At 76.3% G+C, this 23,206-nt stretch carries 22 protein-coding genes, 1 tRNA gene and 2 pseudogenes; 17 read left to right on the top strand and 8 right to left on the bottom strand.

The window, feature by feature from the left end; translation table 11 throughout:
• Positions 1 to 67: 67 nt before the first annotated feature.
• Complete coding sequence (locus ACI782_RS01260) at positions 68 to 886, top strand: alpha/beta fold hydrolase (protein ID WP_456905262.1); 819 nt, start codon at positions 68 to 70, stop codon at positions 884 to 886.
• Here ACI782_RS01260 and ACI782_RS01255 read toward each other — a convergent pair.
• Positions 883 to 1,272 (bottom strand): hypothetical protein, encoded by a 390-nt coding sequence (locus ACI782_RS01255; RefSeq protein WP_456905260.1) that lies wholly within the window; start codon positions 1,270 to 1,272, stop codon positions 883 to 885. The genes ACI782_RS01260 and ACI782_RS01255 overlap by 4 nt on opposite strands.
• Before the next feature lie 153 nt (positions 1,273 to 1,425).
• Between ACI782_RS01255 and ACI782_RS01250 the strand changes: the two genes are divergently transcribed.
• The 10 genes and pseudogenes from ACI782_RS01250 to ACI782_RS01205 all read left to right on the top strand — a co-directional run bounded on the left by ACI782_RS01250 (position 1,426) and on the right by ACI782_RS01205 (position 9,668).
• Positions 1,426 to 2,307, top strand: a complete 882-nt coding sequence (locus ACI782_RS01250) for an MOSC domain-containing protein (protein ID WP_456905258.1) — start codon at positions 1,426 to 1,428, stop codon at positions 2,305 to 2,307.
• A gap of 73 nt (positions 2,308 to 2,380) precedes the next feature.
• Complete coding sequence (locus tag ACI782_RS01245; RefSeq protein ID WP_456905256.1) at positions 2,381 to 2,971, top strand: sigma-70 family RNA polymerase sigma factor; 591 nt, start codon at positions 2,381 to 2,383, stop codon at positions 2,969 to 2,971.
• Positions 2,955 to 4,028 carry a hypothetical protein gene (locus ACI782_RS01240; RefSeq protein ID WP_456905254.1) on the top strand — a complete coding sequence of 358 codons (1,074 nt, stop codon included), beginning with the start codon at positions 2,955 to 2,957 and terminating at the stop codon, positions 4,026 to 4,028. Before ACI782_RS01245 ends, ACI782_RS01240 begins: the two co-directional genes overlap by 17 nt.
• A gap of 2 nt (positions 4,029 to 4,030) precedes the next feature.
• Positions 4,031 to 4,996: an ABC transporter ATP-binding protein gene (locus ACI782_RS01235; RefSeq protein WP_456905252.1), complete on the top strand. Its 966-nt coding sequence runs from the start codon at positions 4,031 to 4,033 to the stop codon at positions 4,994 to 4,996.
• Positions 4,993 to 5,832: an ABC transporter permease gene (locus ACI782_RS01230; protein ID WP_456905250.1), complete on the top strand. Its 840-nt coding sequence runs from the start codon at positions 4,993 to 4,995 to the stop codon at positions 5,830 to 5,832. Before ACI782_RS01235 ends, ACI782_RS01230 begins: the two co-directional genes overlap by 4 nt.
• Before the next feature lie 519 nt (positions 5,833 to 6,351).
• Complete coding sequence (locus ACI782_RS01225; protein ID WP_456905249.1) at positions 6,352 to 7,344, top strand: patatin-like phospholipase family protein; 993 nt, start codon at positions 6,352 to 6,354, stop codon at positions 7,342 to 7,344.
• An 81-nt stretch (positions 7,345 to 7,425) separates the two neighbouring features.
• Positions 7,426 to 7,893, top strand: coding sequence for a PAS domain-containing protein (locus tag ACI782_RS01220; protein WP_456905246.1), 468 nt, complete (start codon positions 7,426 to 7,428; stop codon positions 7,891 to 7,893).
• Positions 7,894 to 8,061: 168 nt separating this feature from the next.
• Positions 8,062 to 8,241 (top strand): annotated as a pseudogene (locus ACI782_RS01215) (histidine kinase); the annotation flags it as partial.
• A gap of 145 nt (positions 8,242 to 8,386) precedes the next feature.
• Positions 8,387 to 8,746, top strand: a pseudogene (locus tag ACI782_RS01210) (PP2C family protein-serine/threonine phosphatase); the annotation flags it as partial.
• 16 nt (positions 8,747 to 8,762) lie between these two features.
• Entirely contained in the window at positions 8,763 to 9,668 is a 906-nt protein-coding gene (locus ACI782_RS01205; RefSeq protein ID WP_456906107.1) for an MEDS domain-containing protein, read from the top strand.
• A 225-nt stretch (positions 9,669 to 9,893) separates the two neighbouring features.
• Here ACI782_RS01205 and ACI782_RS01200 read toward each other — a convergent pair.
• Positions 9,894 to 9,966, bottom strand: a tRNA-Arg gene (locus ACI782_RS01200).
• A gap of 163 nt (positions 9,967 to 10,129) precedes the next feature.
• On the opposite strand from ACI782_RS01200, the gene ACI782_RS01195 reads away from it, so the two are divergent.
• Both ACI782_RS01195 and ACI782_RS01190 read left to right on the top strand, forming a co-directional pair.
• Positions 10,130 to 10,489 carry a GNAT family N-acetyltransferase gene (locus ACI782_RS01195; RefSeq protein ID WP_456906105.1) on the top strand — a complete coding sequence of 120 codons (360 nt, stop codon included), beginning with the start codon at positions 10,130 to 10,132 and terminating at the stop codon, positions 10,487 to 10,489.
• 37 nt (positions 10,490 to 10,526) lie between these two features.
• Positions 10,527 to 11,894, top strand: coding sequence for a cryptochrome/photolyase family protein (locus ACI782_RS01190; protein WP_456905244.1), 1,368 nt, complete (start codon positions 10,527 to 10,529; stop codon positions 11,892 to 11,894).
• 3 nt (positions 11,895 to 11,897) lie between these two features.
• On the opposite strand, the gene ACI782_RS01185 is transcribed toward ACI782_RS01190, so the two are convergent.
• Positions 11,898 to 12,737 (bottom strand): SCO6745 family protein, encoded by an 840-nt coding sequence (locus ACI782_RS01185; RefSeq protein WP_456905242.1) that lies wholly within the window; start codon positions 12,735 to 12,737, stop codon positions 11,898 to 11,900.
• Between the two features lie 64 nt (positions 12,738 to 12,801).
• Between ACI782_RS01185 and ACI782_RS01180 the strand changes: the two genes are divergently transcribed.
• Together ACI782_RS01180 and ACI782_RS01175 are read left to right on the top strand one after the other, a co-directional pair.
• Complete coding sequence (locus tag ACI782_RS01180) at positions 12,802 to 13,611, top strand: Fpg/Nei family DNA glycosylase (RefSeq protein WP_456905240.1); 810 nt, start codon at positions 12,802 to 12,804, stop codon at positions 13,609 to 13,611.
• A gap of 62 nt (positions 13,612 to 13,673) precedes the next feature.
• Positions 13,674 to 14,495 carry a hypothetical protein gene (locus ACI782_RS01175; protein WP_456905238.1) on the top strand — a complete coding sequence of 274 codons (822 nt, stop codon included), beginning with the start codon at positions 13,674 to 13,676 and terminating at the stop codon, positions 14,493 to 14,495.
• A gap of 3 nt (positions 14,496 to 14,498) precedes the next feature.
• On the opposite strand, the gene ACI782_RS01170 is transcribed toward ACI782_RS01175, so the two are convergent.
• Positions 14,499 to 14,810 (bottom strand): putative quinol monooxygenase, encoded by a 312-nt coding sequence (locus ACI782_RS01170; RefSeq protein WP_456905236.1) that lies wholly within the window; start codon positions 14,808 to 14,810, stop codon positions 14,499 to 14,501.
• Positions 14,811 to 14,885: 75 nt separating this feature from the next.
• On the opposite strand from ACI782_RS01170, the gene ACI782_RS01165 reads away from it, so the two are divergent.
• Positions 14,886 to 16,295 (top strand): NAD(P)-binding protein, encoded by a 1,410-nt coding sequence (locus tag ACI782_RS01165; RefSeq protein WP_456905234.1) that lies wholly within the window; start codon positions 14,886 to 14,888, stop codon positions 16,293 to 16,295.
• A 4-nt stretch (positions 16,296 to 16,299) separates the two neighbouring features.
• On the opposite strand, the gene ACI782_RS01160 is transcribed toward ACI782_RS01165, so the two are convergent.
• Positions 16,300 to 17,382: an inositol monophosphatase family protein gene (locus ACI782_RS01160; protein WP_456905232.1), complete on the bottom strand. Its 1,083-nt coding sequence runs from the start codon at positions 17,380 to 17,382 to the stop codon at positions 16,300 to 16,302.
• Positions 17,375 to 20,173, bottom strand: a complete 2,799-nt coding sequence (gene ppc, locus ACI782_RS01155) for a phosphoenolpyruvate carboxylase (RefSeq protein WP_456905230.1) — start codon at positions 20,171 to 20,173, stop codon at positions 17,375 to 17,377. Before ppc ends, ACI782_RS01160 begins: the two co-directional genes overlap by 8 nt.
• A gap of 55 nt (positions 20,174 to 20,228) precedes the next feature.
• Between ppc and ACI782_RS01150 the strand changes: the two genes are divergently transcribed.
• The gene (locus tag ACI782_RS01150; RefSeq protein WP_456905228.1) at positions 20,229 to 21,158 is read left to right on the top strand and encodes an SMP-30/gluconolactonase/LRE family protein; all 930 of its coding nucleotides are present in this window, start codon (positions 20,229 to 20,231) and stop codon (positions 21,156 to 21,158) included.
• Positions 21,159 to 21,272: 114 nt separating this feature from the next.
• Here the strand turns inward: ACI782_RS01150 and ACI782_RS01145 are convergent, their stop codons facing one another.
• Both ACI782_RS01145 and ACI782_RS01140 read right to left on the bottom strand, forming a co-directional pair.
• The gene (locus ACI782_RS01145) at positions 21,273 to 22,133 is read right to left on the bottom strand and encodes a tetratricopeptide repeat protein (RefSeq protein ID WP_456905225.1); all 861 of its coding nucleotides are present in this window, start codon (positions 22,131 to 22,133) and stop codon (positions 21,273 to 21,275) included.
• 80 nt (positions 22,134 to 22,213) lie between these two features.
• Positions 22,214 to 23,191: an LLM class F420-dependent oxidoreductase gene (locus tag ACI782_RS01140; RefSeq protein ID WP_456905223.1), complete on the bottom strand. Its 978-nt coding sequence runs from the start codon at positions 23,189 to 23,191 to the stop codon at positions 22,214 to 22,216.
• Positions 23,192 to 23,206 lie beyond the last annotated feature (15 nt).

Below are 23,206 nucleotides of genomic sequence, written 5' to 3'. Positions count from 1 at the left end.
CACCCCACGGGCCGGGCGTGACCAGTCTCACGGCACGGTCGGCACACCCGCCGGGTAACCCGGACGGGTGACCGCCCTGCTGTCCTCCACCCGTTCCGGCTCCGGCGAGCCGCTCCTGCTGCTGCACGGCATGGGCAGCTCCCGCCGCGACTTCACCGCGGCCCTCCCCGCGCTCACCGACCGCTTCGACGTCGTCAACGTGGACCTGCCCGGCGTGGGCCGCTCGCCGCACCTCGAGCAGCGCCCCACCGTGGCCGCCCTCACCGACGCCGTCGAGCGCACGCTGGACGCCGAGGGCCTGGGCCCGGTGCACGTGCTCGGCAACTCGCTGGGCGCCCGCATCGCCCTGGAGCTCGCCGTCCGCGGCCGGGCGCGGTCGGTGGTGGCCATCGCGCCGTCCGGGCTCAACGTCCCTCGGGAGCGCGTCTACCAGGGCACCGGCATGGGGCTGGCCCGGATCGGCATGCGGGCTGCCGAGCCGCTGATCGCCACGGTGTCCCGGTCGGCGGCCGGCCGGGCGGCGCTCCTGGCCCCGCTGAAGGCGCGGCCGTGGCGCACCTCGCCGGAGGAGGCGACCGGCGCGCGTGAGGGCTTCGCCGAGTCGCGGGACTTCTGGCGCACCCTGCTGTGGGCGCTGCTGCTCGACGTCCCCCGCGGCCTGGACCGCATCGACTGCCCGGTCACCCTGGTCCAGGGCGTGGCGGACTGGGTCGCCTCCGGCCAGACGGTGCGCTACCTGCCGCTGATCCCCGGCTCCCGGTTCAGCCCGCTGCTGATGGCCGGCCACGCGCCGCAGTCGGACCGGCCGGCGACGATCGCGCGGCTGGTGGAGGAGACGGCGGCGCGGGCGGCCGGGCGGACGCCGACCCTGCGCGCCGTCGCCTAACCCCGCTCCCCCGGCGACTCCTCGGCGTTGAGGTAGGCGCAGCGGAACCGGGCGCCCGACATGGCCTCGGTGAAGCGCGCCTCCCACGCGGGGTCGGCCGCCGGGAACGTCGCGAACAACCGCTCCTCGAGGACGACCGGCAGGCCGTCCAGCCCGGTGAACGAGCGGCGCAGCAGCACCCGCGTGACCCCGTCGACCTCGTCGTGGGCCGCCGTCCAGCGCGCCTGGGCGACCGCCGCGGCCACCTCCGCGCGGGCCCGGGCGGGCAGCCGGGTGGCGCCCGAACCGGTCCGCACCGCCGGGCGGGTCGACCACACCCCGAGCGCGTACAGCAGCAGGCCGGCGAGCAGCACCAGGAGCAGCAGCTCGGCCACCGCGACCACCATGTCCAGACGGTAGTGCGCCGGTGCGGCGACGGACCAGGAGACGGCGCGGCGAGATCGCCGAGCAGGAGTACCGGCACCGGCTCGCCGTCCCCGACCTCGCCACCCGGGAGGCCGAGGCCGCCGGGCCGACGGCGCCCCGGGGACGATGGACCCGTGATCGACGTCGAGCTACCGACCGAACCCGGAGCGAGCGCGGTGGTCCGCGGGTTCGCCGCGTGCCTGGCCTCGGTCACCGAGGTCGCGGTGACCGACCTGCCGCTGCCCGACGACGACCTGGCGCACGCGCTGGGCGCCTGGCGGACCTGGCTGGCCGAGCACGGCTCGGGCCTGGTGCCGATCGCCGACCCCGCGCGCTTCCAGTGGGCCGGCTGGTGGATCGCCGTCGTCGAGGACCGGGCCGGGGAGGACGGTGAGGTCGCCGTGCTGGCCTTCGGCACCCCGCCGGGCGTCGTCCTCAGCCCCCAGGCACCCGCCCTGCTGGGCCGGGCGACCGCGGACCTGCCGATCCGCCAGGCCCACGCCGTAGCCTCCCTCGACCCCGTGCTCCGCACCGCCCCGCCCGCGGGCGACCTGCGGGGCACCGTCGCGGGGCTCGCCGTGGCGCCGGCCGCGGAGGCGGCGATGCAGCTGCTGGAGGTGGCGCGGGCCCGGGCCGGCCGCGGGCTCGACGGGGACCGCTACGCGGTGGGCGCCGGCACCTTCAGCCCCCGCGCCGCCCGGCGCCCGGGGTACGACCTGACGCTGGTGGCCGCCGAGGTGCTCGACGAGCTGGCCGCGGCCGGGCAGGAGCTGGACTTCGCCGGCACCCGGCGCAACGTCCTCACCCGGGGCATCGACGTCAACGCCCTCGTCGGCCGCACGTTCCGCATCGGGGACGTGCTGTGCGAGGGGCGCCGCCTGTGCGAGCCGTGCTCCCACCTGGAGCGGCTGAGCGGGCCGGGGACCCTGCGGCCGCTCATCCACCGGGGCGGGCTGCGCGCCGACGTCCTCGGCGACGGGGAGATCCGCGTGGGAGACGCGATCCGCCCCGTCTGACCCGTTCCGCCGGTGCATCCTCGGGCGCGTGTCACATCCGCGGCCCCGGCGGTGCTCTACCGATGTGGACCTGGTGCAGCACGAGCGATGGACGGCCCCCGCCCTCGCCGCGCCGACGGCGCGGAGCGGCACCGCCGAGCGGGTGCACCGGGCGGGCGGGGTCCGCGACGACCTCGAGCAGGTGTTCCGCGCCGAGTACCCGCGGGTGGTCGGCGTCGCCTCCCGCGTGCTCGGGTCGCGGGACCAGGCCGAGGACGTCGCCCAGGAGGTGTTCCTCTCCTTCGGCCGCTCGTCGGTCCCGGCGCGGGAGGCCGGCGGCTGGCTGAGCGTGGCCGCCGCCCACACGGCGCTCAACGTGCTGCGTTCCGGTCGCCGCCGCACCGCCCGCGAGGAGGCCGTCGGCGGCGGGGTGGGTGGGGAGCCCACCGTCGTCCCCGACGTCGCCGACACGGTGGTCTCCCGCGAGGAGCACCGCCGCGTGCGGGCCGCGCTCGCCCGGCTGCCCCGCAAGCAGGCGGTGGCCCTGGTGCTGCGGCACAGCGGCCTGGGCTACGCCGACGTGGCGGCCGCCCTCGACATGTCCGTCGGCAGCGTCGGCACCACCGTGCGGCGCGCCGAAGCTGCGCTCAAGAAGGAGTTGGACACCGATGCGTCATCCCACTGAGGGCGTGCTGCGCCGCCTGCTCGACGAACCTCTCGGCGTCTCCGACGCCGACCGCGCGCACGTCGCGGCCTGCCCGACCTGCCTGGCGGCCCTGGAGACGGTCCGGGCCGACGCGGGTGCGGCCGGTGCCGTCCTCGGCGCGGCGCCGGCGAGGACGGACGTCGACACCGCGTGGGCCCGCCTCGCCTCCGCCGCCACCGCCACCCCCGGACCGGCTCCGGCCCGCCGCGGTCGCTGGGCCCCCGCACTGCGCCGCCCGGCGGTCGCCGCGCTCGGGGTGGTCCTCGTCCTCTCGGGCGCCGGGGTGGCCGCGGCCAACGACTGGCTGCCGATCTTCCGCACCGAGCGGGTCGCGCCGGTCGCCGTCCCGACGGGTGACCTCGTCGCGCTCCCCGACCTCTCCGCGTTCGGGGACCTGGAGGTCACCGGCGGAGGTGAGCCGGCGCAGGTGCCGGACGCCGCCGCCGCGGAGGAGCGCACCGGCCTGACCCTGCCCGAGGTCGGTGAGCTGCCGACCGGCGTGAGCGGCGACCCCACCTACCAGGTGGTGGACCAGGTCAGCGCCGTCTTCACCTTCTCGGCGGAGAAGGCCGAGCAGGCCGCGGCCGCGACCGGCGAGCCCCTGCCGGCCCCACCGCCCGGGCTGGACGGCAGCCAGGTCCGGCTGGAGGCCGGGCCGGCCGCCGCGGCGGTGTGGGTGCAGCCGACCGGCCTGCCGGTCCTCGCGGTCGGTCGGGCGGTCGCGCCCACCGCGTTCTCCGACGGGGTCCCGTTCGAGACGGTGCGCGACTACCTGCTCTCCCTGCCCGGCCTGCCGCCCGAGGTCGCGGCCCAGCTGCGCGACTTCTCCGGCGACGCGACGACGCTGCCGCTGCCGGTCCCGGCCGACATGGTCACCACCAGCACGGCCGAGGTGGCCGGGCAGCCGGCGACCGTGCTGGCCTCCCGCGACGGCACCATGGCCGGCGTGGTGTGGGTGGAGGACGGCGTCGTGACCGGGGTCGCCGGGGCGGTGAGCGCCGACGAGGTGCTCGCCGTGGCGAACGACCTGCGCTGACCGTGCCGGTCGAGGACACGCGGACCGCGGCCCAGTTCGTCGCCGAGCTGCCCGGCTCCCCCGCCGTCTGGTGCTCCGGGCTGCGCAAGCGGTACGGGCGCCGGCCGGCGGTCGACGGGGTCTCGTTCACCGTCGGGCGCGGCGAGGTGCTGGGCCTGCTCGGGCCCAACGGCGCCGGCAAGACCAGCGTCATCAAGATGCTCCTCGGCCTGGTCCGGCCCGACGCCGGGGACGTGATGCTGCTCGGCCGCCCGGGCCGCGACCCGCAGTCCCGGCTGCGGGTCGGCTACCTGCCCGAGCTCTTCCGGTACCAGCAGTGGCTCACCGCCGCCGAGGTGCTGGCCCTGCACGCCCGCCTGGCGCGGGTGCCGATGAGCGCGGCCGAGGGCCGCGAGCGGCTGGCCGCGGTGGGGCTCGACGGGCGGGCCGGCGACCGGGTGGGCGGGTTCTCCAAGGGCATGCAGCAGCGGCTCGGTCTCGCCGTCGCCCTGGTCGGCCGGCCCGAGCTGGTGGTCCTCGACGAGCCGACCAGCGCGCTGGACCCGATCGGCCGGGTCGACGTCCGCGACCTGGTGCTCTCGCTCAAGGCGCAGGGCGTGGCGGTGCTGCTCAACTCGCACCTGATCGGCGAGGTGGAGCGGGTCTGCGACCGGGTGGTCATCCTCGACTCCGGGCGGGTCGCGGCGGCCGGCACGCTGGCCGAGCTGCTCGGCCGGCGGGAGGTCCGGCTGCACCTCACCGGGGTGGACGGCCGCACCGAGGCGCGGCTGCGGGCGGCCGGGACGGTCACCGGCGGCGGGGACCGGTTCACCGTCGCCCTGCCGGCGGACGACGACGGCGGCACCGTGCCTGCGCTCGTCGCCGACCTGGTGGCACTGGGCGTCGCGGTGCACGCCGTCGAGCCCGCGCGGATCAGCCTGGAGGAGCGGCTGCTCGGCATCCTGCGCGGCGGGGACGGTGCCGCATGAGCGTGCTGACCGTCGCCGGGCTCACCCTGCGCGAGGCCGTCCGCCGGAAGGTGGTGTGGGCCCTCGCCGTCCTCACCGTCGCGCTGCTGGCCCTCAGCGGCTGGGGCTTCTCCCGGCTGGCCGGCCTGGACACCGAGTTCGGGGACCTCACCTCCGGCCAGGCTCGGCTGTTCGCCTCCACGCTGCTCAACCTGGTGATGTTCGGCCTGAGCCTCATCGCCGCGCTCGGCACCGCCTTCCTGGCCGGGCCCACCCTCTCCGGGGAGATCGAGTCCGGGATGGCGCTGGCGCAGCTGGCCCGGCCGGTGCGCCGCTCGGAGGTGCTGCTCGGCAAGTGGCTCGGCCTGGTCGCGTTCGGCTCCGCGTACGTGGCGGTGGCCGGCTTCGCGATGTTCCTCGTCGTCCGCTGGGCGGTGGGCTACTGGCCGCCGGACCCGGTGGCCGGTCTCGCGCTGCTGGCCGGGCAGACGGTCGTGCTGCTCACCCTCGCCCTGCTGCTGTCGAGCGTGATCTCGCCGATGGCGTCAGGGGTGGTCGCGGTCGGGCTGTTCGGCGCCACCTGGGTGGCCGGCGTGGTCGGCAGCGTCGGGGACGTCCTCGGCAACGAGGGCGTGGCCCGCGTCGGCACGGTGTCGCGGGTCGTCCTGCCCACCGACGGGCTGTGGCGAGGGGCCATGCACGCGTTCCAGGACCCGACCCCGCTGGGGCTCGACTTCGCCGGCTCGCCGTTCCTCAGCGAGGCCCCGCTCACCCTCGCCTACCTGCTGTGGGCGGCACTCTGGGTGGCGATGGTGTGGGGGCTGACCGCGCTGGTGTTCAGCCGCCGCGACGTCTGACGCCAGTAGCCCTCTGCGCCGGGACGAACGCCCCTGGGCCATCGGCGCGGCAGCGCGCTCCGCCAGGCAGGTCCAGTCCCGCCCTCCGACGGTCTCCTCGTCCCACCCCGGCATGCGCTCGTATGCGTCCGTCGGTTCCGGGTAGGCGACGCCGTCGGCCAGCAGATGGGTGCTCCCCCAGCCCGGTGCGCAGCCCACAGCCGCCGCGGCTGCGCCGGCGACGAACAGGAGACGCCGAACCCGACGCGCGGAGAGGTCGAGTCGGCCGAGCGCCAGGCCCACCAGCCGGCCCGGAACGCCTGCAGGCGTTCGTCTGCCGAGTTCTTGCCCACCTGGCCGGACCAGCGGCCACGGACCGCCAGGAGCACCTCGTGGCGATCTCGACGCGATGACCTCGGCGAGTCCGGACCTGGTGCTCCGTCCCGGTGAACAGCCGAGGACGCCCGCGTCACCCCGGTCGACGACGTTGCCCCGGGACGTCAGGCCCCCGGCTCCTGGTGGGCGGAGGAGACTGTTCGTGTGGCACGCGTCGGCTTGGTGCTGGGCGCCGGCGGTGTGGTCGGGCAGGCCTACCACGCCGGTGTCCTCGCGGTGCTGGAGCACGACTTCGGCTTCGACCCGCGGGCGGTCGACATGATCGTCGGCACCTCGGCCGGCTCGATCACCGGCACGCTGCTGCGGCTCGGCGTCAAGGCCGAGGACCTGGCCGCCTGGACGGTGAAGGCGCCACTGTCCGGCGACGACGACGTGCTGCGCCAGATCGCCGCCACGCCGGTGCCCGAGCTGGCCCCGTTCCGCCCGCTGGAGCTGCTGCGCCGACCGATGCGGCTACCGGCACCGCGGATGGTGCACCGGGCCGTGACCCGGCCGTGGCGGTTTCGGCCGCTGGCGGCTGCGATGTCCCTGATGGCGCCCGGTCGGCACGACATCGTCGAGCAGCTGGCCGCCCTGCGAGAGCTGGAGCGTCCCCAGTGGCCGCAGCCCGCGCTGTGGATCTGCGCCGTGCACCGGCACGACGGCCGCCGGGTCGTCTTCGGCCGCCCCGGCACACCACCGGCGCCGATCCACCTGGCGGTCGCGGCCTCCTGCGCGGTGCCCGGGTACTTCGCGCCGGTCCGGATCGGCGGGCACACCTACGTCGACGGCGGCGTGCACTCCCCTACCAACGCCGCGCTGCTGCGCCGCTGCGGGCTGGACCTGGCCGTGATCGTCTCGCCGATGAGCGGGCCCGCCGGGGCGCAGCTCCACGTCTACGCGGCCTCCCGCCGGCACTCCGCCCGGCTGCTGCGGCGCGAGGTGCGGGCGCTCGAGGCGGCCGGCGTCCGGACGGTGGTCTTCGCTCCCGGCCCGGCCGAGCAGGAGGTGATGGGCGACGACATGCTGTCGCGGCACCGCCTGGACGAGGTGATCCAGCAGTCCTTCCTGGCCGCCGGCGCGCAGGCCGCGCGGCCTGGGGTCGCCGAGCTCATCCGGGCCGCGGCCGCCGCGGGCCGCCGGAACTCCACCGGCTGACCGCCAGAAGGCCGAACCCGAGCGCATGCCGGCGGCCTCGCCGGGACCTCCGCCTCGTGTCGAGACGAGGGGAATCGCTCGATGACCGAGACGGTGGTGCACGGGGCCGGTGTGGCTTCGCTGCCCGCGGGGGCGTGGCGGCGGGCGCTGGACCAGATGCCGGACGGGGCGGCGATCGTCGACGTCGACTGGGGCATCCGCTACGCCAATCCGGCCGCCGCGGCGCTGCTCGGACGACCGGCCGCGGAGTTCACCGGCTGCAACCTGTGGATCGCGCTGCCCGAGGCCGCCGGCACGATCTTCCACACGTGCCTGCTCCGCGCCCGCCCGGCCGGCGCGCCGGTGACCTGGCGGGCCTTCTACCCGCCGACCGGGCGGTGGATCGACGTCAGCGCGCACCTGGCCGACGACCTGCTGCACGTCTCCGTCCGGCAGGACACCGCACGGCGAGCGGGCCCTGGAGGCGCCGCCACCGGGACGGCGGCGCCCGAGGGCGGGACGCCGACCGGGACCGGCTGCGGTACCTGGCCGAGGTCAGCGAGTCGCTGATCACCACCCTGGACACCGGCGAGTCGGTCAAGCGGCTCGCCGAGCTGCTCGTGCCCCGACTGGCCGACTGGCCGACTGGGCGATCGTGAACACGTTCGGTGAGGGCGGCCCGCCGAAGGGGCGTGGGCGCACCGCGACCCGGCCGCCCGCGCCGACGTGGACACCGTCATGACCGGACGACGGTCGAGCGCGGGCCACAACGACGCGATGCTCGCCGCGATCCGATCCGGTGCCCCGGTGCAGGTGACCGACGTCGATCGGACCACCATCGCCGCGGCGCTGCCCACCGAGGGGGTGCGCGCGGCGCTCCGCCGGCTGGACCTCCGCTCGTACACCCTCGTGCCGCTGCGCGCCCGCGGAGAGACCTTCGGCGCGCTGGTGCTGATGAACTGCGGAAGGCGGCCGCCGCACACCGAGCTGGGGGGCATCGCCTGCGACCACCCCGGCAGCCCCGCGCTCACGCTGACCCCGGGTCGACCGGGCGCTCGCCCAGCTGGACGTCGGCACGCTGGCCACCACGGTCCTCGCGCACCTCGAGCCGACGGCCGACCGGACCAGCGGCGGGCCGTGGACGCTGCGCTGGTCCTCGGCCGGGCGCCTGCCGCCGGCGGTCCTGCAGGCCGACGGCAGCGTCCGGCTGCTGGCCACCCGGCCCGAGCGGCTGCTGGGCACCGGCCCGCCCGGCTCGCGCACCACCCACGAGACCACCCTGCACGTCGGGGACACGGTCCTGCTCTACACCGACGGGCTCGTCGAGCACGGCGGCAGCGACATCGACGCGGGCCTCGCCCGGCTCACCGCCGCCGTCGGGCAGCTGGCCGACCGGCCCCTCGACGAGTTCTGCGACCAGCTGCAGACCCGGATCGCGCCTGGCCGCACCGACGACGACATCGCCCTGCTCGCCGTCCGCTGCCGCACCGAGGCCCCTGCCCGGGTCCTGTCGGACCGGCCGCGGTGCCCGGCCCGCCTGCGGCACTGGGAGACGCCGACCGGTCTGCGCCCCGGCGATCACGTGTGCTGGACGTCGCCGACGCCGCGGAGTTCTCCGCGCCGTCCGGTCCTTCCTGGACGAGGGGCGGCGGCGCGGGGAGCAACTGCTGCTGACCGGCGAGTCCGAGCCCGACCTGCTGTCGGCGCTGGGCGCGCTGCCGGAGCGGGACGCCCTTCTGGCCAGCGGCCGGCTCGAGATCCGCCCGACCGCGGAGCGATACGGCGCCGACCGCGGCCTGGACCCGCTCGGGCAGGTGCAGGCCTTCCGCGCCGAACTCGACGCCGCCCTCGAACGGGGCCGCACCGGGCTGCGGGTGGCCGCGGACATCACCGCCCTGGCTCGGAACGGCCTGGAGAACCGTCGGCAGCTGCACGTCTACGAGCGGCTGGCCGACACCCTGATCGGCAGCTCGCCGCTGACCGGGATGTGTCTGTACGACGCCTCCCTCGGCGAGGAGGTGCTCGGCCCGCTGACCGTCCTGCACCCGGTCCAGCACCACGGCGACCGGCAGCCGCTGGCCCACTTGTCCGGCCGCGGCGCGCGACTGCCCCTGCACGGCGAGATCGCCGACCACCTGGCCGACGACGTGTTCCCCGCGCTGTTCGACCTCGCCTGCGCCGCCCCGGGCGACGTCGAGCTCGACCTGTCCGACATGATCTTCCTCGACCGCGCCGGCGCCCGCACGCTGGCCCGCACCGCTCAGCTGCTGACCGACGTCGGCGTGCGACTGCGGCTGGTCAGCGCCCAGCCACTCGTGGCCCGCGTCCTGCAGCCGGCCGGCTGACGCCCCCGGTGCTCGCCGGCTGCCGCCGGTGCGCACACGGTCGGCCGGCCGGTCAGTGGGTGTCCCGCCGCGCCGGCGGGCAGGCGGCCCATGCGGCTGTTCGTCCCTGGCCGTCCCATGCGAGAGGCCCCGTCGGCGCCCCGTCTCGGGGCCGGCGGGGCTTCTCGGCATCGCTGACCGGAGCAACGGTCAGCCGAAGGCCGACCAACGGTTGGCGACTGCCGGTGGCCCCGAGAGGATTCGAACCTCCGACACACGGTTTAGGAAACCGTTGCTCTATCCCCTGAGCTACGGGGCCGTGACGGCCCGGAGGAGGCCGGGTACGCCGTCCCCATCCTGACACGCCGCCGTTCCGGGCCGACGGGGCCGCCCCGCGGGGGCCCGGGGCCGCGCGTGTCCCCCGGCGAGGCGAAACCCGGAGGCGCTGCGAGGCGTTACCGTTCCAGTACGCATGTCGAAACCTGGCAACGGCGCCGGGCGAGCGGAGGTGGAACACGAGCATGGAGACGAGCGTGGTCGACGTCCCCGACCGGGGGCGGTTCGAGGTGAAGCTCGGTGACCGGGTCGTCGGTCTGGCGAGCTACCACATCGAGAACGGCACGATGGCCCTGCCGCACACCGAGGTGGACCCATCCGTCGGCGGGCGCGGCATCGGCAAGGCCCTGGTGAAGGGCGTCCTGGACGCCGCCCGCGAGCGCGGCCTGCACGTGCTCCCCTACTGCTCGTTCGTCCGGCACTACATCCAGCAGCACCCCGAGGAGCTCGACCTGGTCGCCGAGGACGACCGGCCGCACTTCGGCCTGGAGACCGCCGACCGCTGACCTGCAGGTCCACCTGCGCCTCCCTAGGCTGGCGCAGGTGCCCACCGCGCTGCTGTGGTTCCGCCGCGACCTGCGGCTGGCCGACCACCCTGCGCTGCTGGCTGCCGTCGACGCCGCCGGTCCCGAGGGCACCGTCGTGCCGCTGTTCGTGTTGGACCCGCGGCTGTGGGACCCCGCCGGGGCACCGCGCCGGAGCTTCCTCCTCGACTGCCTCGCCGACCTCGGCGAGGCGGTCGGCGGTGCCCTGGTGCTGCGCGCCGGGGACCCGGCGCGCGTCGTCCCGCGGCTGGCGCGCGAGCTCGGCGCGGACAGCGTCCACGTCTCGGCCGACGCCGGCCCCTACGGCCGGCAGCGCGACGCGGCGGTCGAGCGCGCCCTCGGTGCCGTGCCCCTCGTGCGGACCGGCTCGCCCTATGCGGTGACGCCCGGGCGGGTCACCAAGTCCGACGGGACGCCGTTCCGCGTGTTCTCCCCCTTCGCGCGGGCGTGGCGCGAGCACGGGTGGCGCGCTCCGGCTCCGCGGCCGCGCGCGGTGCCCTGGCTGACCGGCGTCCGGTCCGACGCCCCGCCGCCGGCTCCCGACCTGGACGGCGTCCGGCTGCCCCCGGCCGGTGAGGCCGCCGCCCGAGCCGCGTGGCGGCGGTTCCGCGACGAGCGGCTGGCCGGCTACCGTGACACCCGCAACACCCCGGGCACCGACGGCACCAGCCGGCTCTCGGCGTACCTGAAGTACGGCTGCCTCCACCCCCGCACGATGCTGGCCGACCTCGCGGAGGAGACCGGCGAGTCGGTGGCGAGCTACGCGAACGAGCTGGCGTGGCGGGAGTTCTACGCCGACGTCCTGTGGCACCGCCCCGAGACCCACCGGGAGGCGTTCGACCCGCGGATGCGGGCCATGGCCTACGACACCGGCCCGGACGCCGACGCGCGGTTCGCTGCGTGGGCGCAGGGCCGCACCGGCTACCCGATCGTCGACGCGGGGATGCGGCAGTTGCTCGGCGAGGCGTACGTGCACAACCGGGTGCGGATGGTCGTGGCGTCCTTCCTGGTCAAGGACCTCCACGTCGACTGGTGGCGCGGCGCCCGCCACTTCCTGGCCCACCTCGTCGACGGCGACCTGGCCAGCAACAACCACGGCTGGCAGTGGGTGGCCGGCACGGGCACCGACGCCTCGCCCTACCACCGGGTCTTCAACCCCGTCCGGCAGGGGCAGCAGTTCGACCCGGACGGCGCCTACGTGCGGCGCTGGGTGCCCGAGCTGCGCGACGTCCCGGCCCGGTACGTGCACGAGCCCTGGCGGGCCCCGGACGGCGTCCCCGAGGGCTACCCGCTGCCGATCGTCGACCACGCCGAGGAGCGCCGGGTGGCTCTCGACCGCTACGAGCGGGTCCGCACCGGCCGGTGACGGTCAGCCGCGGGACCGGATCCAGTCCGGCAGCAGGCCGGAGTCGAACAGCCGCTCCCGCAGCGGCGCCAGCAGCTCGACGAGCCGCTGGGTGCCGTCCCCACCGAGGTGCGCCCAGGCGGGCAGCCCGAGGACGTCGGTGGCGTCCTCGACCTCGGCGCGCAGCGCGACCCCGGCGGCGGTGAGCCCGCCGTCGTCCACCAGCCCGCGGGCCCGGCACCGCTCGACGCCCGCGGTCCACTCCTCGTCGGTCCAGCCGCGGGTGGTGCGGACGAAGTCGGTGCTGTCCGAGGCCAGACCCCCGGTCACCAGCGCCTCGACCGGGTCGAGCCCGGCGGCCATCAGCGCGCTCACGTGCCCGTCGCCGCGGTGCTCGCGCACCAGCAGCCCGGCGTGCCACAGCTGCAGCAGCGGGTCGGCCGGCCACTCCGCGCCGCTCCAGGCCGCGTACAGCGGGCGCCCGGCGACCGTCAGCCCGGCGCACGCCTCGCGGGCCAGCTCGACGGCCTCGGTGACGTCGGGCTCGCCGAGCACCCGGTGCAGGGCCGAGCCGACCCCGTCCCGCCGGGCCGCGCCCCACTCGGCCGGCGGCGCGGCCTGCCAGACGGCCGGCACCGCCCCCGCGACCAGGTCGGGCGAGAAGACGTAGAAGGTCGCGGCCACCACCGCCGGGTCGACCGGGCCGAGCGCCGAGGCGCGCGCGGCGAAGTAGCCGGCGCGGGTCGCTCGCACGCCGAACCGGTCGTAGGCGGCCTGCACCTCGGGGGCGAAGAACGCCACCACGTGCACCGTCTCCAGCGCGCCCCACGCCGTCCGCCCCAGCCGCGGTGTTCCCTGCGTCACCGGCCCATCGTGGCGGAACCGCAGGTCAGGGGGGAAGCTGGGGAGGTGACCTGCCGAGCCGCCCGTGCCTGAGGGCCACACCCTGTTCCGGCTGGCCCGGGACCAGTCACTCGCCTTCGCCGGCCGCCCGGTGCACGTCACCAGCCCGCAGGGCCGGTTCACCCAGGGAGCCGCGCTGCTCGACGGCCGCGTGCTGGAGGAGGTGACCTCGTACGGCAAGCACCTGTTCGCCTGCTTCGGCGCCGACACCGTGCACGTGCACCTGGGCCTGTACGGCTCCTACACCTCGGGCACCGGCTCCCCGCCGCCGGCGAAGGGGGCGCTGCGGATGCGCTGGGTCGGCGACGGTCCCGACGGCGGCGGCGTGTGGACCGACCTGCGCGGCGCGACCGCCTGCGAGGTGCTCACCACCGCGGAGGTGGAGGGCATCCTGGCGCGGCTGGGCCCCGACCCGCTGCGGTCGCCGCGGGGCGGGGCCGCGGCGCACCGGCGGATCGCCGGCAGCCGCACCGCGGTCGGCGCGCTGCTCATGGACCAGTCGGTGCTCGCCGGCGTCGGCAACGTCTACCGCGCCGAGCTGCTGTTCCGCCACCGGGTGTCGCCGTTCCGTCCCGGTCGGGACGTCGACGCCGACCTGTGGGCGCGGATGTGGTCGGACCTGGTCGTGCTCATGCGCGCCGGGGTCCGCCTGGGCCGGATCGTGACCACCCGGCCGGAGGACCGCAGCCGCCGGCGCGGCGCGGTGGGGCGGGAGGACGCGCACTACGTCTACCGCCGCACCGGCCTGCCCTGCCGGATCTGCGGCACGGAGGTGCGCACCGAGGAGATGGTCGGCCGCAACCTCCACTGGTGCCCGGTCTGCCAGGCGGCCTGACCCCTCGCCTTGCCCCGGGCGGGTGAGTGACCGGCTCCACGGCCGCCGGTACCGTTCCGAGGATGCCGAGCACGCTGCGCGCCCTCCTGGTCGCCGTGCTCGCGTGCGCCGGTCTCGCCGTGGGGATGCCCTCGGCGGCGGCCTCGGACGACGGCGGGGACGACGTCGGCTACGACGTCTCCCACCCCCAGTGCGGGGACGACCTGCCCGAGGAGTTCCCCTTCGCGATCGTGGGCGTCAACGGCGGGCTCGCGTCCCGCCCCAACCCGTGCCTGGCCGAGCAGCTGGCCTGGGCGTCGCAGGGCACCGGCGAGGTGCCCGGCCAGCCGGGGCTGCAGCTCTACGTCAACACCGCCAACCCCGGCGAGGTCCTCGACCAGGTGCACACCTGGCCGTTCAGCGGCCGGACGCCCTACGGCGACTGCACGGGCGACAACAGCCTGCCCTGCTCCTGGCAGTACGGCTGGCTGCGGGCCTACGTCGACGTGGAGGCGTTCTTCGCCCCCGCCGCGGAGGATGCCGACATCGACCCCGACCCGGGCGAGCACCGCTGGTGGCTCGACGTCGAGACGATGAACACCTGGCAGTCCGGATCCGCGGAGGCCCGCGAGCGCAACCGGGCGGCGCTCGAGGGGATGGCCGCCTACCTCACCGGCCGGGGCGCGGAGGTGGGCCTGTACTCCGCCGGCTCGCAGTGGCGCCGGATCGTCGGCGAGGTGCCCGAGGACAGCCCGCTCCACGGCTTGGACAGCTGGCTGGCCGGGTCGGTCAGCCACGAGGCCGCGCGGGCGAGCTGCCGGCGGGCGCCGCTGGTCGCCGGCGGGGACGTCGTCCTCACCCAGTACGTGGACCACGGGCTGGACCACGACGTCGCCTGCGACTGAGTCCTAGAGCGCACCCTTCACGTCGTCCCCGGCCGGGACGGCGCTGAGCACCTGCAGCTCCGGCTGGCCGGTGAGCTTCCCCTCCAGCGCGCGGCTCAGCGCGGTCAGCGCCTCACCCTTGCCGTGGGTGGCCAGCGCCTCGGGGCTCTCCCACTGCTCGATCATCACCAGGCGGCCGTCCTGACCCTCGTGCAGCGCGTAGCGCTCGCACCCCGGCTCGTCGTGGACCTGCGGGATCGCGGACAGCACCGCCTCCCGGACGGAGTCCCGGTGTTCGGGCTGCGGACTGATGGTCGCGACGACGACGACGGCCACGGATGCGCTCCAGGGATCGAGGAAGGGCGGCGGATGCCTGGTGCATTCCCACCCGGCCGGGTCAGGATGCCTGTCGTGTCGGTCGACGATGACGCCGGTCCCCCGTCTCCCGTGCCGCCCCTGCGGGTGGCCGTCGTCGGCGCGGGTCCGGCCGGCATCTACGCCGCCGAGGCGCTGACCCGGCAGAGCGACGTGCCGGTCGCCGTCGACCTGGTCGACCGGCTGCCCACGCCGTTCGGCCTGGTGCGGCACGGCATCGCCCCCGACCACCCGAAGATGCGCGCCATCCGCGACACCCTGCACCGCGCCCTGGACCACCCGTCGGTGCGGTTCGTCGGCAACGTCGAGGTCGGCCGGGACATCTCCTGCGCCGACCTCCTCTCCGCGGTGGACGCGGTCATCTACACCTACGGTGCGGCGCTGGACCGGCAGCTGGCCATCCCCGGCGAGGAACTGCCGGGCAGCCTGGCCGCCACCGAGCTGGTCGCCTGGTACACCGGCCACCCCGACGCCGACCGGGCCACGGTGGAGGCCGCGCTGGCCCGGGCGCGGTCGGCCGTCGTGGTCGGGGTCGGCAACGTGGCGCTCGACGTCGCCCGCGTGCTGGCCCGCACCCCGGTGGAGCTCGAGCCGACCGACATGCCGCAGCACGTGCTCGACACCCTCGCCGCGGCGCCGGTGCAGCAGGTCACCATCCTCGGACGCCGTGGCCCGGCGCACGCGGCCTTCACCACCCAGGAGCTGCGCGAGCTCGACCACCTGGAGCTGGCCACCGTGCTGGTCGACCCGGCGGACCTGGAGCTGGACCCGGCCGCGCAGGAGCGGGCCGACGCCGACCGCGTGGTGCACCGCAACCTCGACGTCCTGCACGAGTGGGCGCAGCACACGCTCGAACCCGGCCGGACGCCGATCCGGCTGCGCTTCTACTCCCGGCCGGTGCGGCTACTGGGCGAGCACCACGTGACCGGCGTCGAGGTCGAGCGCACCGTCGTCGACGGCGACGGGCGGGTCGCCGGCACCGGCGAGACCACCGTGCTCGCCGCCGACCTCGTGGTCCGCTCGGTCGGGTACCGCGGCTGCGGGCTGCCGCAGCTGCCGATCGACGAGCGCCGCGGCGTCGTGCCGAACGAGGCCGGCCGGGTGCTGCGCGACGGGCGGCCCGCGCCCGGCGAGTACGTGGCCGGGTGGATCAAGCGCGGCCCGACCGGGGTGGTGGGCACCAACAAGCACGACGCCCGCGAGACCGTCGCCGCCCTGCTGGACGACGTCGCCGCGGGTGTCCTGCGCCGCGGCAGCGGCGGGGTCGACGACCTGGTGTCGGAGCTGCGGGCGCGCGGCGCCGACCCCGTGCTGCTCGAGGACTGGCGGGCCATCGACGCCGCCGAGGTCGCCCTCGGCGCCACCCGCGGGCGGGCCCGCACCACGCTGCACGAGTGGGAGTCGCTGATGGCGGCGGTGCGGGAGGCGGCCGCCCGGGCCCACTGACCGCTCAGCGCACGGCGCCCAGCAGCTCGCGCGCGGTGTCCTCGCTCGCCGCGGCGACCAGCCGGATCAGCGTCTCGGTGTCCGGCCGCAGCAGCAGCGGCGCGCCGTCGGCGTCCAGCACCACCCCACCGGCCGCGGCGAGCACGGCCAGCCCACCGGCGACGTCGTGGACGTGCGTGCCGCTGCGGTCGACGTCGTGCCAGGCCGCGGCCGAGCCGTCGGCGACCAGGCACAGCTCCACCGCGGTGCAGCCGGTGACCCGGATCCGCCGGGCCGACGGGGGCACGTGCACGGCGTCGCCCGCCGGCGCCGAGGGGACGATCACCGTCGACCCCTCGCGGGCGTGCACGCGCGTCCCGTCCCGCCAGGCGCCGCTGCCCACCGTGGCCGCCCACCGGCGTCCCGAGGAGAGGTCGACCACGACCCCCGCCAGCGGGCGGCCGTCCTGCACCAGGGCGGCGGAGAACGCCCACGGGGGCACGCCGGCCCGGAAGTTGCCGGTGCCGTCCAGCGGGTCCAGCACGACCCACGGTTCGCCGTCCCGCACCGGGCGGTCGGGACGCTCCTCGCTGAGGACGGGCACCCCCAGCCGGCTCACGACTCCAGCGGCGGCCTCGTGCGCGGCCTCGTCCGCGGGCATGGACGGGCTGCCGTCGGCCTTGCGGACGCCCTCGCGGTCGTCGCGGGCGAGCGCCACGGCGGTCTCCACCCGGCTGGCGGCCAGCGCCGCCAGGTGCCGGAAGCGCTCGGTCAGCGGGGCGTCGTCGGCGGGGGCGGGCACCGGGAGGGTGCGGTCCTCGACCTCGTGCCGCACCCGCTCGCAGCCCCACCCGGCGGCCGCGGTCAGGATCTCCGGGTCCCCCAGGTCGACGCCGGACGACGGCAGCACCACGACCTCGGGCGTGCCGTCCGGGGACCACTGCCGCCGCAGGTGCGCGCAGCCGCCCTCCCCCACGAGCAGCCGGGCGCCGGGGTCCAGCAGCGCCGGGGCGAGGGCGTTCGGCGAGACGTCCATCCGGGCCGCGGCCGCGCGCACCTCCGCGCCGGTCGTGGCCGCGCGCAGGACCCCGCGGGCCGGCTCAGCCACTGTTGCGCAGTGCCGTGGCGATGCCGTTGATGGTCAGCTGGATGTTGCGGCGGACCAGCTCGTCGTCGTCCCCGCCGCGCCTCCGGCGCAGCATCTCCACCTGCAGGTGGTGCAGCGGCTCCAGGTAGGGGAAGCGGTTGCGGATGGAGCGGGCCAGTGACGGGTTGTCGGCCAGCAGGTGGTCGTCGCCGGTGACCGCCAGCAGCATCCGGCAGCTGCGCGCGTGCTCGGCGGTGACCTGGTCGAACACCCGGTGCCGCAGCCCCTCGTCGGGCACCAGCTCGGCGTAGCGCGCGGCCAGCCCCAGGTCGGTCTTGGCCAGCACCATGCCCATGTTCGACAGCATCGTGCGGAAGAACGGCCAGCGCTCGTGCAGCTCCCGCAGCCGCGCCAGCCGGGCGTCGTCCCCGGCCACCCAGCTCTCCAGCGCGGTGCCGGTGCCGTACCAGCCGGGCAGCATCATCCGCGCCTGCGACCAGCTGAACACCCACGGGATCGCCCGCAGGTCGGCGATGGAGTCGCCGGCCTTGCGCGACGGCGGCCGGCTGCCGATGTTGAGCTCCGAGAGCTCGCCGATCGGGGTGGCCGCCCGGAACCACTCGACGAAGCCCGGCGTCTCGTGCACCAGCGCCCGGTAGGCCGCGCGGGCGCGCTCGGCGAGGTCGTCCAGGAGCGTGTACGCGTCCTCGGCTCCGTCGCCCAGGCCCTCGACGTCGAGCAGGGTCGCCTCCAGCGTGGCGGCCACCATCGCCTCCAGGTTGCGCCGGGCACGGTCGGGCTCGGCGTACTTGGCGGCGATGACCTCGCCCTGCTCGGTGATCCGCAGCGCCCCGGACACCGCTCCCGGCGGCTGGGCCCTGATCGCGTCGTAGCTCGGCCCGCCCCCGCGGCCGACGGTGCCGCCGCGGCCGTGGAACAGCCGCAGCCGGATGCCCTCCCGGCGGGCCACCTCCACCAGCGCCAGCTCCGCCCGGTACAGCGCCCAGTTCGCGGCGAGGTAGCCGCCGTCCTTGTTGCTGTCGGAGTAGCCGAGCATGACCTCCTGCACGTCACCCCGGTTGGCCAGCAGCGACCGGTAGAGCGGCCGGCCGAGGACGGCGGTCATCGTCTCCGCCGCGCGCTGCAGGTCCTCGATCGTCTCGAACAGCGGCGAGATGCCGACCGGGCAGGTGGGGCCGCCCTCCCCGTCCGGGTCGAGCAGGCCGACCTCTTTGAGCAGGACGGCGACCTCGAGGACGTCGCTCACCGACTCGCACATGCTGATCACGTAGTTCGGGATCGCCCGCGGGCCGAGCGCCGCGACCTGGTCGGCGGCGGCGCGGAGCAGGTCGAGCTCGCCGCGGGCCAGGTCGGACAGCTGCGCGTCCGGCCGGACCAGCGGGCGGCGCATCTGCAGCTCGCCGACCAGCAACTCGACCCGCGCGTCCTCGTCCAGCGCCGCGTAGTCCGGGCAGACGCCGGCCCAGGCCAGCAGCTCGGCGAGCACGTCGGCGTGCACGGCCGAGTTCTGCCGCATGTCCAGCCCGCACAGGTGGAAGCCGAAGACCTCGACGCCCTCGCGCAGCCGCGCCAGCCGGTCGTCGGCGAGCGCGCCGGCGCCGTGGGTGCGCAGCGACGCGTCGATCGTCGCGAGGTCGGCCAGCAGCTCGTCCGGGCTCCCGTAGGGCTCGAGCTCGGCGTGCGGCGGCGGTCCCGGGACGCTGCCGAGCACCCGCTGCGCGGTGGCCGCCAGGCGGGCGTGGACCCCGTAGGTGGCGCGCCGGTAGGGCTCGTCGGCCCGGAAGGGCGAGTCGTCGCGGGAGGCCTCGGCGAGGCGGTACAGGTCCGGGGTGGGGGTGACCAGCCGGTCGGACATCGACAGCTCGTCGTGCAGCACGAGCAGCTCGGCGAGGTGGTGGCCCAGCGCCGTCTCGGCCTGCCGCGTGCTGGCCCGGCGGACGGCGTCGGCGGTGACGAACGGGTTGCCGTCGCGGTCCCCGCCGATCCAGGAACCGGGCAGCAGCATCGGCCGGGGCAGCAGGTCCACGCCGGGCCAGCGCTCCCGAAGCGCCCGGCGCAGCTCGGCGTTGATCGCCGGGACCACCTCGAACAGCGACAGCTCGTAGTACCGCAGCGCCTCGTCGATCTCGTCGGCCAGCCGCAGCCGGGACAGCCGTAGCAGCGCCGTCTGCCAGAGGGTGAGCACCGCCCGCTCCAGCTCGGCCGACCACCCCGGGTCCTCGGCCTCCCCCGGCGCGGAGCGGTCGCGGCGGCGGATCAGCTCGGCGATCTGCCGCTGCACGCGGAACACCGTCCGGCGCCGCACCTCGGTCGGGTGGGCGGTGACCACGGGGCAGACCAGCGCGCCGGCGAGCTCGCGGGCCACGACGTCGGGGTCCAGCTGCTCGGCGTCCAGCAGCGCGAACGTCGCCGCCAGGCTGCCCTTCTGCGGCGGGGAGCCCTGCCGGCGGTGGTAGCGCCGGCGGCGCTCGTGGTGGACGTCCTCGGCCAGGTTGGCCAGCAGGGAGAAGTGGCTGAAGGCGCGGATCACGTGGTTGACCGAGCGGATGTCGAGGTCGCCCAGCCGCTCGGCGAGCTCGGCGCGGTCGACCTCCGAGCGGCGGACGCGGAACGCCTCGACGCGGGTGGCCTCGACCAGGTCCAGGACGTCGTCCCCGGACTGCTCGCCGATCACCTCGCCGAGGACCCGGCCGAGCAGCCGGATGTCCTCGCGCAGCGGGGCGTCGGCGCCGTCCCCCTCCGCGCCCCCGTGGTGGCGCAGGTCCGCGACGTCGACGGTGGCTTCGGACATCGCTGCAGTATCGACCGGCCGTGTGACGCGTGCGTGTCCTGGGGACCCCTGCCCCGTGCAGCGCCTGACCGCCACCGTCGCCGCCCCGCCCGCCGCCGAGCACGGGGAGGGCCCCACCTGGGACGACGACCGCGGGGAACTGCTCTGGGTCGACATCGCCGCGGGGGCGGTCCGGCGGGCCACCCTGGCCGCGGACGGCGCGCTCACCGAGGTCGCCGCGCACCGCGCGGGCAGCACCGCGGGCGCCGTCGTCCCGGCGGCGGACGGCGGCTGGCTGGTCGCCGCGGACGGCGGGTTCACCCACCTCGCCGAGGACGGCACCGCCCGCGTGCTGCTCGCCCTCGCCGAGGAGGGCGGCGGTCCCGAGGACGGGGGCACGCGCATGAACGACGGGAAGTGCGATGGGGCCGGCCGCTTCCTCGCCGGCACCATGGCCTTCGACCAGCGGCCCGGAGCCGGCGCCCTCTACCGCCTGGACCTCGACGGCACGGTCACCACGGTGCTCGACGGGTTGACGATCTCCAACGGCATCGGCTGGTCGCCGGACGACCGCACCGTCTACCTCGCCGACTCCGGCCCGGGCCTGGTGCACGCCTTCACCTACGACCTCGCCGACGGCTCGTTCACCGACGGTCGCGTGCTGCTGGAGTTCGCCGGCGACGACGGGGTGGCCGACGGCCTCACCGTGGACGACGAGGGCTGCCTCTGGACGGCGCTGTGGGGTGCCGGGCAGGTGCGCCGGTACTCGCCGACGGGCGACCTGCTGGCGGTCGTCGAGGTCCCGGTGGCCCAGACCTCCAGCTGCGCCTTCGCCGGGCCGGGCCGGGACCTGCTGGTGATCAGCACGTCCGCGGAGGGGTTGGACGGCGCGGCGCGGGCGGCCCAGCCCGATGCGGGGCGGCTGTTCACGGCCCGCCCCGGGGTCACCGGCCCGCCGGCGTCCCCCTACCGCGGCCCGCTCGGCGGCCTCCGCGAAGTGACCTGACGCCCGGACCGTCCAGAGGCTCGCCGCGAGCGTGCGAGCGGCTCGGCGGCCCCGTCCTGGGCACCGCTCCGAGCCGGCGAGGGGCGGGGAGGACGGGGTCCTCCCCGGGGTCCTTCAACAGCCGTCGAGGTCGCGCAGCGCCTGCGCGGCGAGGTCGTCGCCGTCGGCGGCGCCGAGCCGCAGGTGCTCCACGGCGCCGTCCAGGTCGCCGCGCTGGGCCAGCAGCACCGCCAGGTTGTGGTGGCAGTACGTGTCGCCGGCCGTGATGCCCGCCCGGTAGGCCTCCTCGGCCGCCTCCTCGTCGTGCAGGTCGTCGGCGTAGAGGTTGCCCAGCGGCAGCCAGGCCTGCGCCTCCCCGAGCTTCGCCCCGCGCTCGAGCACGAAGCGCGCCTCGCCGGGCCGGCCGGTCTCGCGCAGCAGCGCGGCCAGCGCCACCCGGGTGCCCGGGAAGTGCCCCTGGCCGGCCCGCAGGTCCGCCTCGAGGGCCGGGTCGTGGGTCTCGCGCCACCGCCAGCCGGCGGCGACCGCGGCGGCCATCGGGTCGCCGGTGCCGGCCAGCTCGGCCGCGACGGCGATCGCCTGCTCGCGCTCTCCCTGCTCGTGCAGCAGGAAGGCCAGCTGCAGGGCCCCCTGGGCGTCCCCGGCCGCACCGGCGCCCCGGTAGGCCTGCATGGCGCCGGCGAGGTCACCGAGCTCCTCGAGCACCAGCCCGAGGTTCACCCACGCGTCGCGCTCGCCGCCGGCCAGCGCACGCTCGTACGCGACGGCGGCCTCCTCGACCAGCCCCCGGGCGGCCAGCGTGTTGCCCAGGTTGAACCAGCCGAGCGCGGCGCCGAGCTCGGCCGCGCGGCGGAAGCAGCGTTCGGCGTCCCGGTCGCGCCCGGCCTCGGCCAGGTCGCAACCCAGCTCGATGATCACGTCGGCGTCCCGGCAGGCGCGCAGCCGCCGGAGGCGCCCGTCGAGGTCCCTCCCCATGGCGGTGATCATCACCGGGTCCGGACCGCGGCGTCGTCCCCCGACGGTGGCGTCTCACTCCTCGGAGGCGGTGCTGCCGGTCATCCCCCGAACGCCTCCCGCCAGGCCGGCACCAGCGACTGCCGGCTCCACTCGAGGAAGGGGGTCTGCTGGTCGCCCCCGATCTGCACCAGGGCGAGGTGGGTGAAGCCCGCGTCGGCGTAGGCCTCGGCGGCGGTGACCACCGCGTCGACGTCGTCCCCGCAGGCGATGCTCTCCGCGACGTCCTCCTCGCGCACGAACTGGCTGGCCGAGTCGAAGGCCTGCGTCCCGGGCAGCTCGGCGTTGACCTTCCAGCCGAGGCCGAACCAGCGGAAGAGCGTGTGCGCCCGGGTGACGGCGGCGTCCCGGTCGGTGTCGTAGCAGATCGGCATCTGCCCGATCCGGGGCTTGCCCGCCCCGCCGGCCGCGTCGAACTGCTCGCCGAGCTCGGCATCCGGCTCGACGGCGATCATCGCGTCGGCCAGCTCGCCGGCGATACGGCAGGACTGCGGCCCGGAGACGGCGATCCCGATGGGCACCCGCTGCTCGGGGAGGTCCCAGAGCTTGGCCGACTCCACCTCGAAGTGCTCGCCGCGGAAGTTGGTGTAGCCGCCGTCGAACAGGTCGCGGATGACCTGCACGGCCTCGACCAGCATCTCCTGCCGGACGTCGGCCGGCGGCCACCCCGCGCCGACGACGTGCTCGTTGAGGTTCTCCCCCGCGCCGAGGCCGAGGGTGAACCGTCCGTCCGAGAGCAGCTGGAGGGTCGCCGCCTTCTGCGCGACGACCGCCGGGTGGTACCGGAACGTCGGGCAGGTCACGTAGGTCATCAGCGGGATGCGGCTGGTCGCCTGGGCGGCCGCGCCGAGCACCGTCCACGCGTGCGGCGCGTGACCCATCTCGTCGAGCCAGGGTGAGTAGTGGTCGCTGCAGACCGCGAAGTCGAAGCCCGCCTCCTCGGCTCCGACCGCGTGGCCGACAAGGTCCTTGGGCCCGGCCTGCTCCGTCATCATCGTGTAGCCAAGCCGCATCGCCATGCGGTCCGGTTACCC

The organism is Geodermatophilus sp. SYSU D00703 (genome assembly GCF_054050155.1).
The sequence above is the reverse complement of the archived record's forward strand: the minus strand, read 5'-3'. Positions and strand labels throughout refer to the sequence as shown.

Excerpts from the sequence above, each read along its gene's own strand:
- ACI782_RS01255 (WP_456905260.1), bottom strand. The coding sequence starts at position 1,272 with ATGGTGGTCGCGGTGGCCGAGCTGCTGCTCCTGGTGCTGCTCGCCGGC.
- ACI782_RS01230 (WP_456905250.1), top strand. The coding sequence starts at position 4,993 with ATGAGCGTGCTGACCGTCGCCGGGCTCACCCTGCGCGAGGCCGTCCGC.
- ACI782_RS01145 (WP_456905225.1), bottom strand. The coding sequence starts at position 22,133 with ATGGGGAGGGACCTCGACGGGCGCCTCCGGCGGCTGCGCGCCTGCCGG.
- ACI782_RS01220 (WP_456905246.1), top strand. The coding sequence starts at position 7,426 with ATGACCGAGACGGTGGTGCACGGGGCCGGTGTGGCTTCGCTGCCCGCG.
- ACI782_RS01240 (WP_456905254.1), top strand. The coding sequence starts at position 2,955 with ATGCGTCATCCCACTGAGGGCGTGCTGCGCCGCCTGCTCGACGAACCT.
- ppc (WP_456905230.1), bottom strand. The coding sequence starts at position 20,173 with ATGTCCGAAGCCACCGTCGACGTCGCGGACCTGCGCCACCACGGGGGC.
- ACI782_RS01140 (WP_456905223.1), bottom strand. The coding sequence starts at position 23,191 with ATGGCGATGCGGCTTGGCTACACGATGATGACGGAGCAGGCCGGGCCC.
- ACI782_RS01175 (WP_456905238.1), top strand. The coding sequence starts at position 13,674 with ATGCCGAGCACGCTGCGCGCCCTCCTGGTCGCCGTGCTCGCGTGCGCC.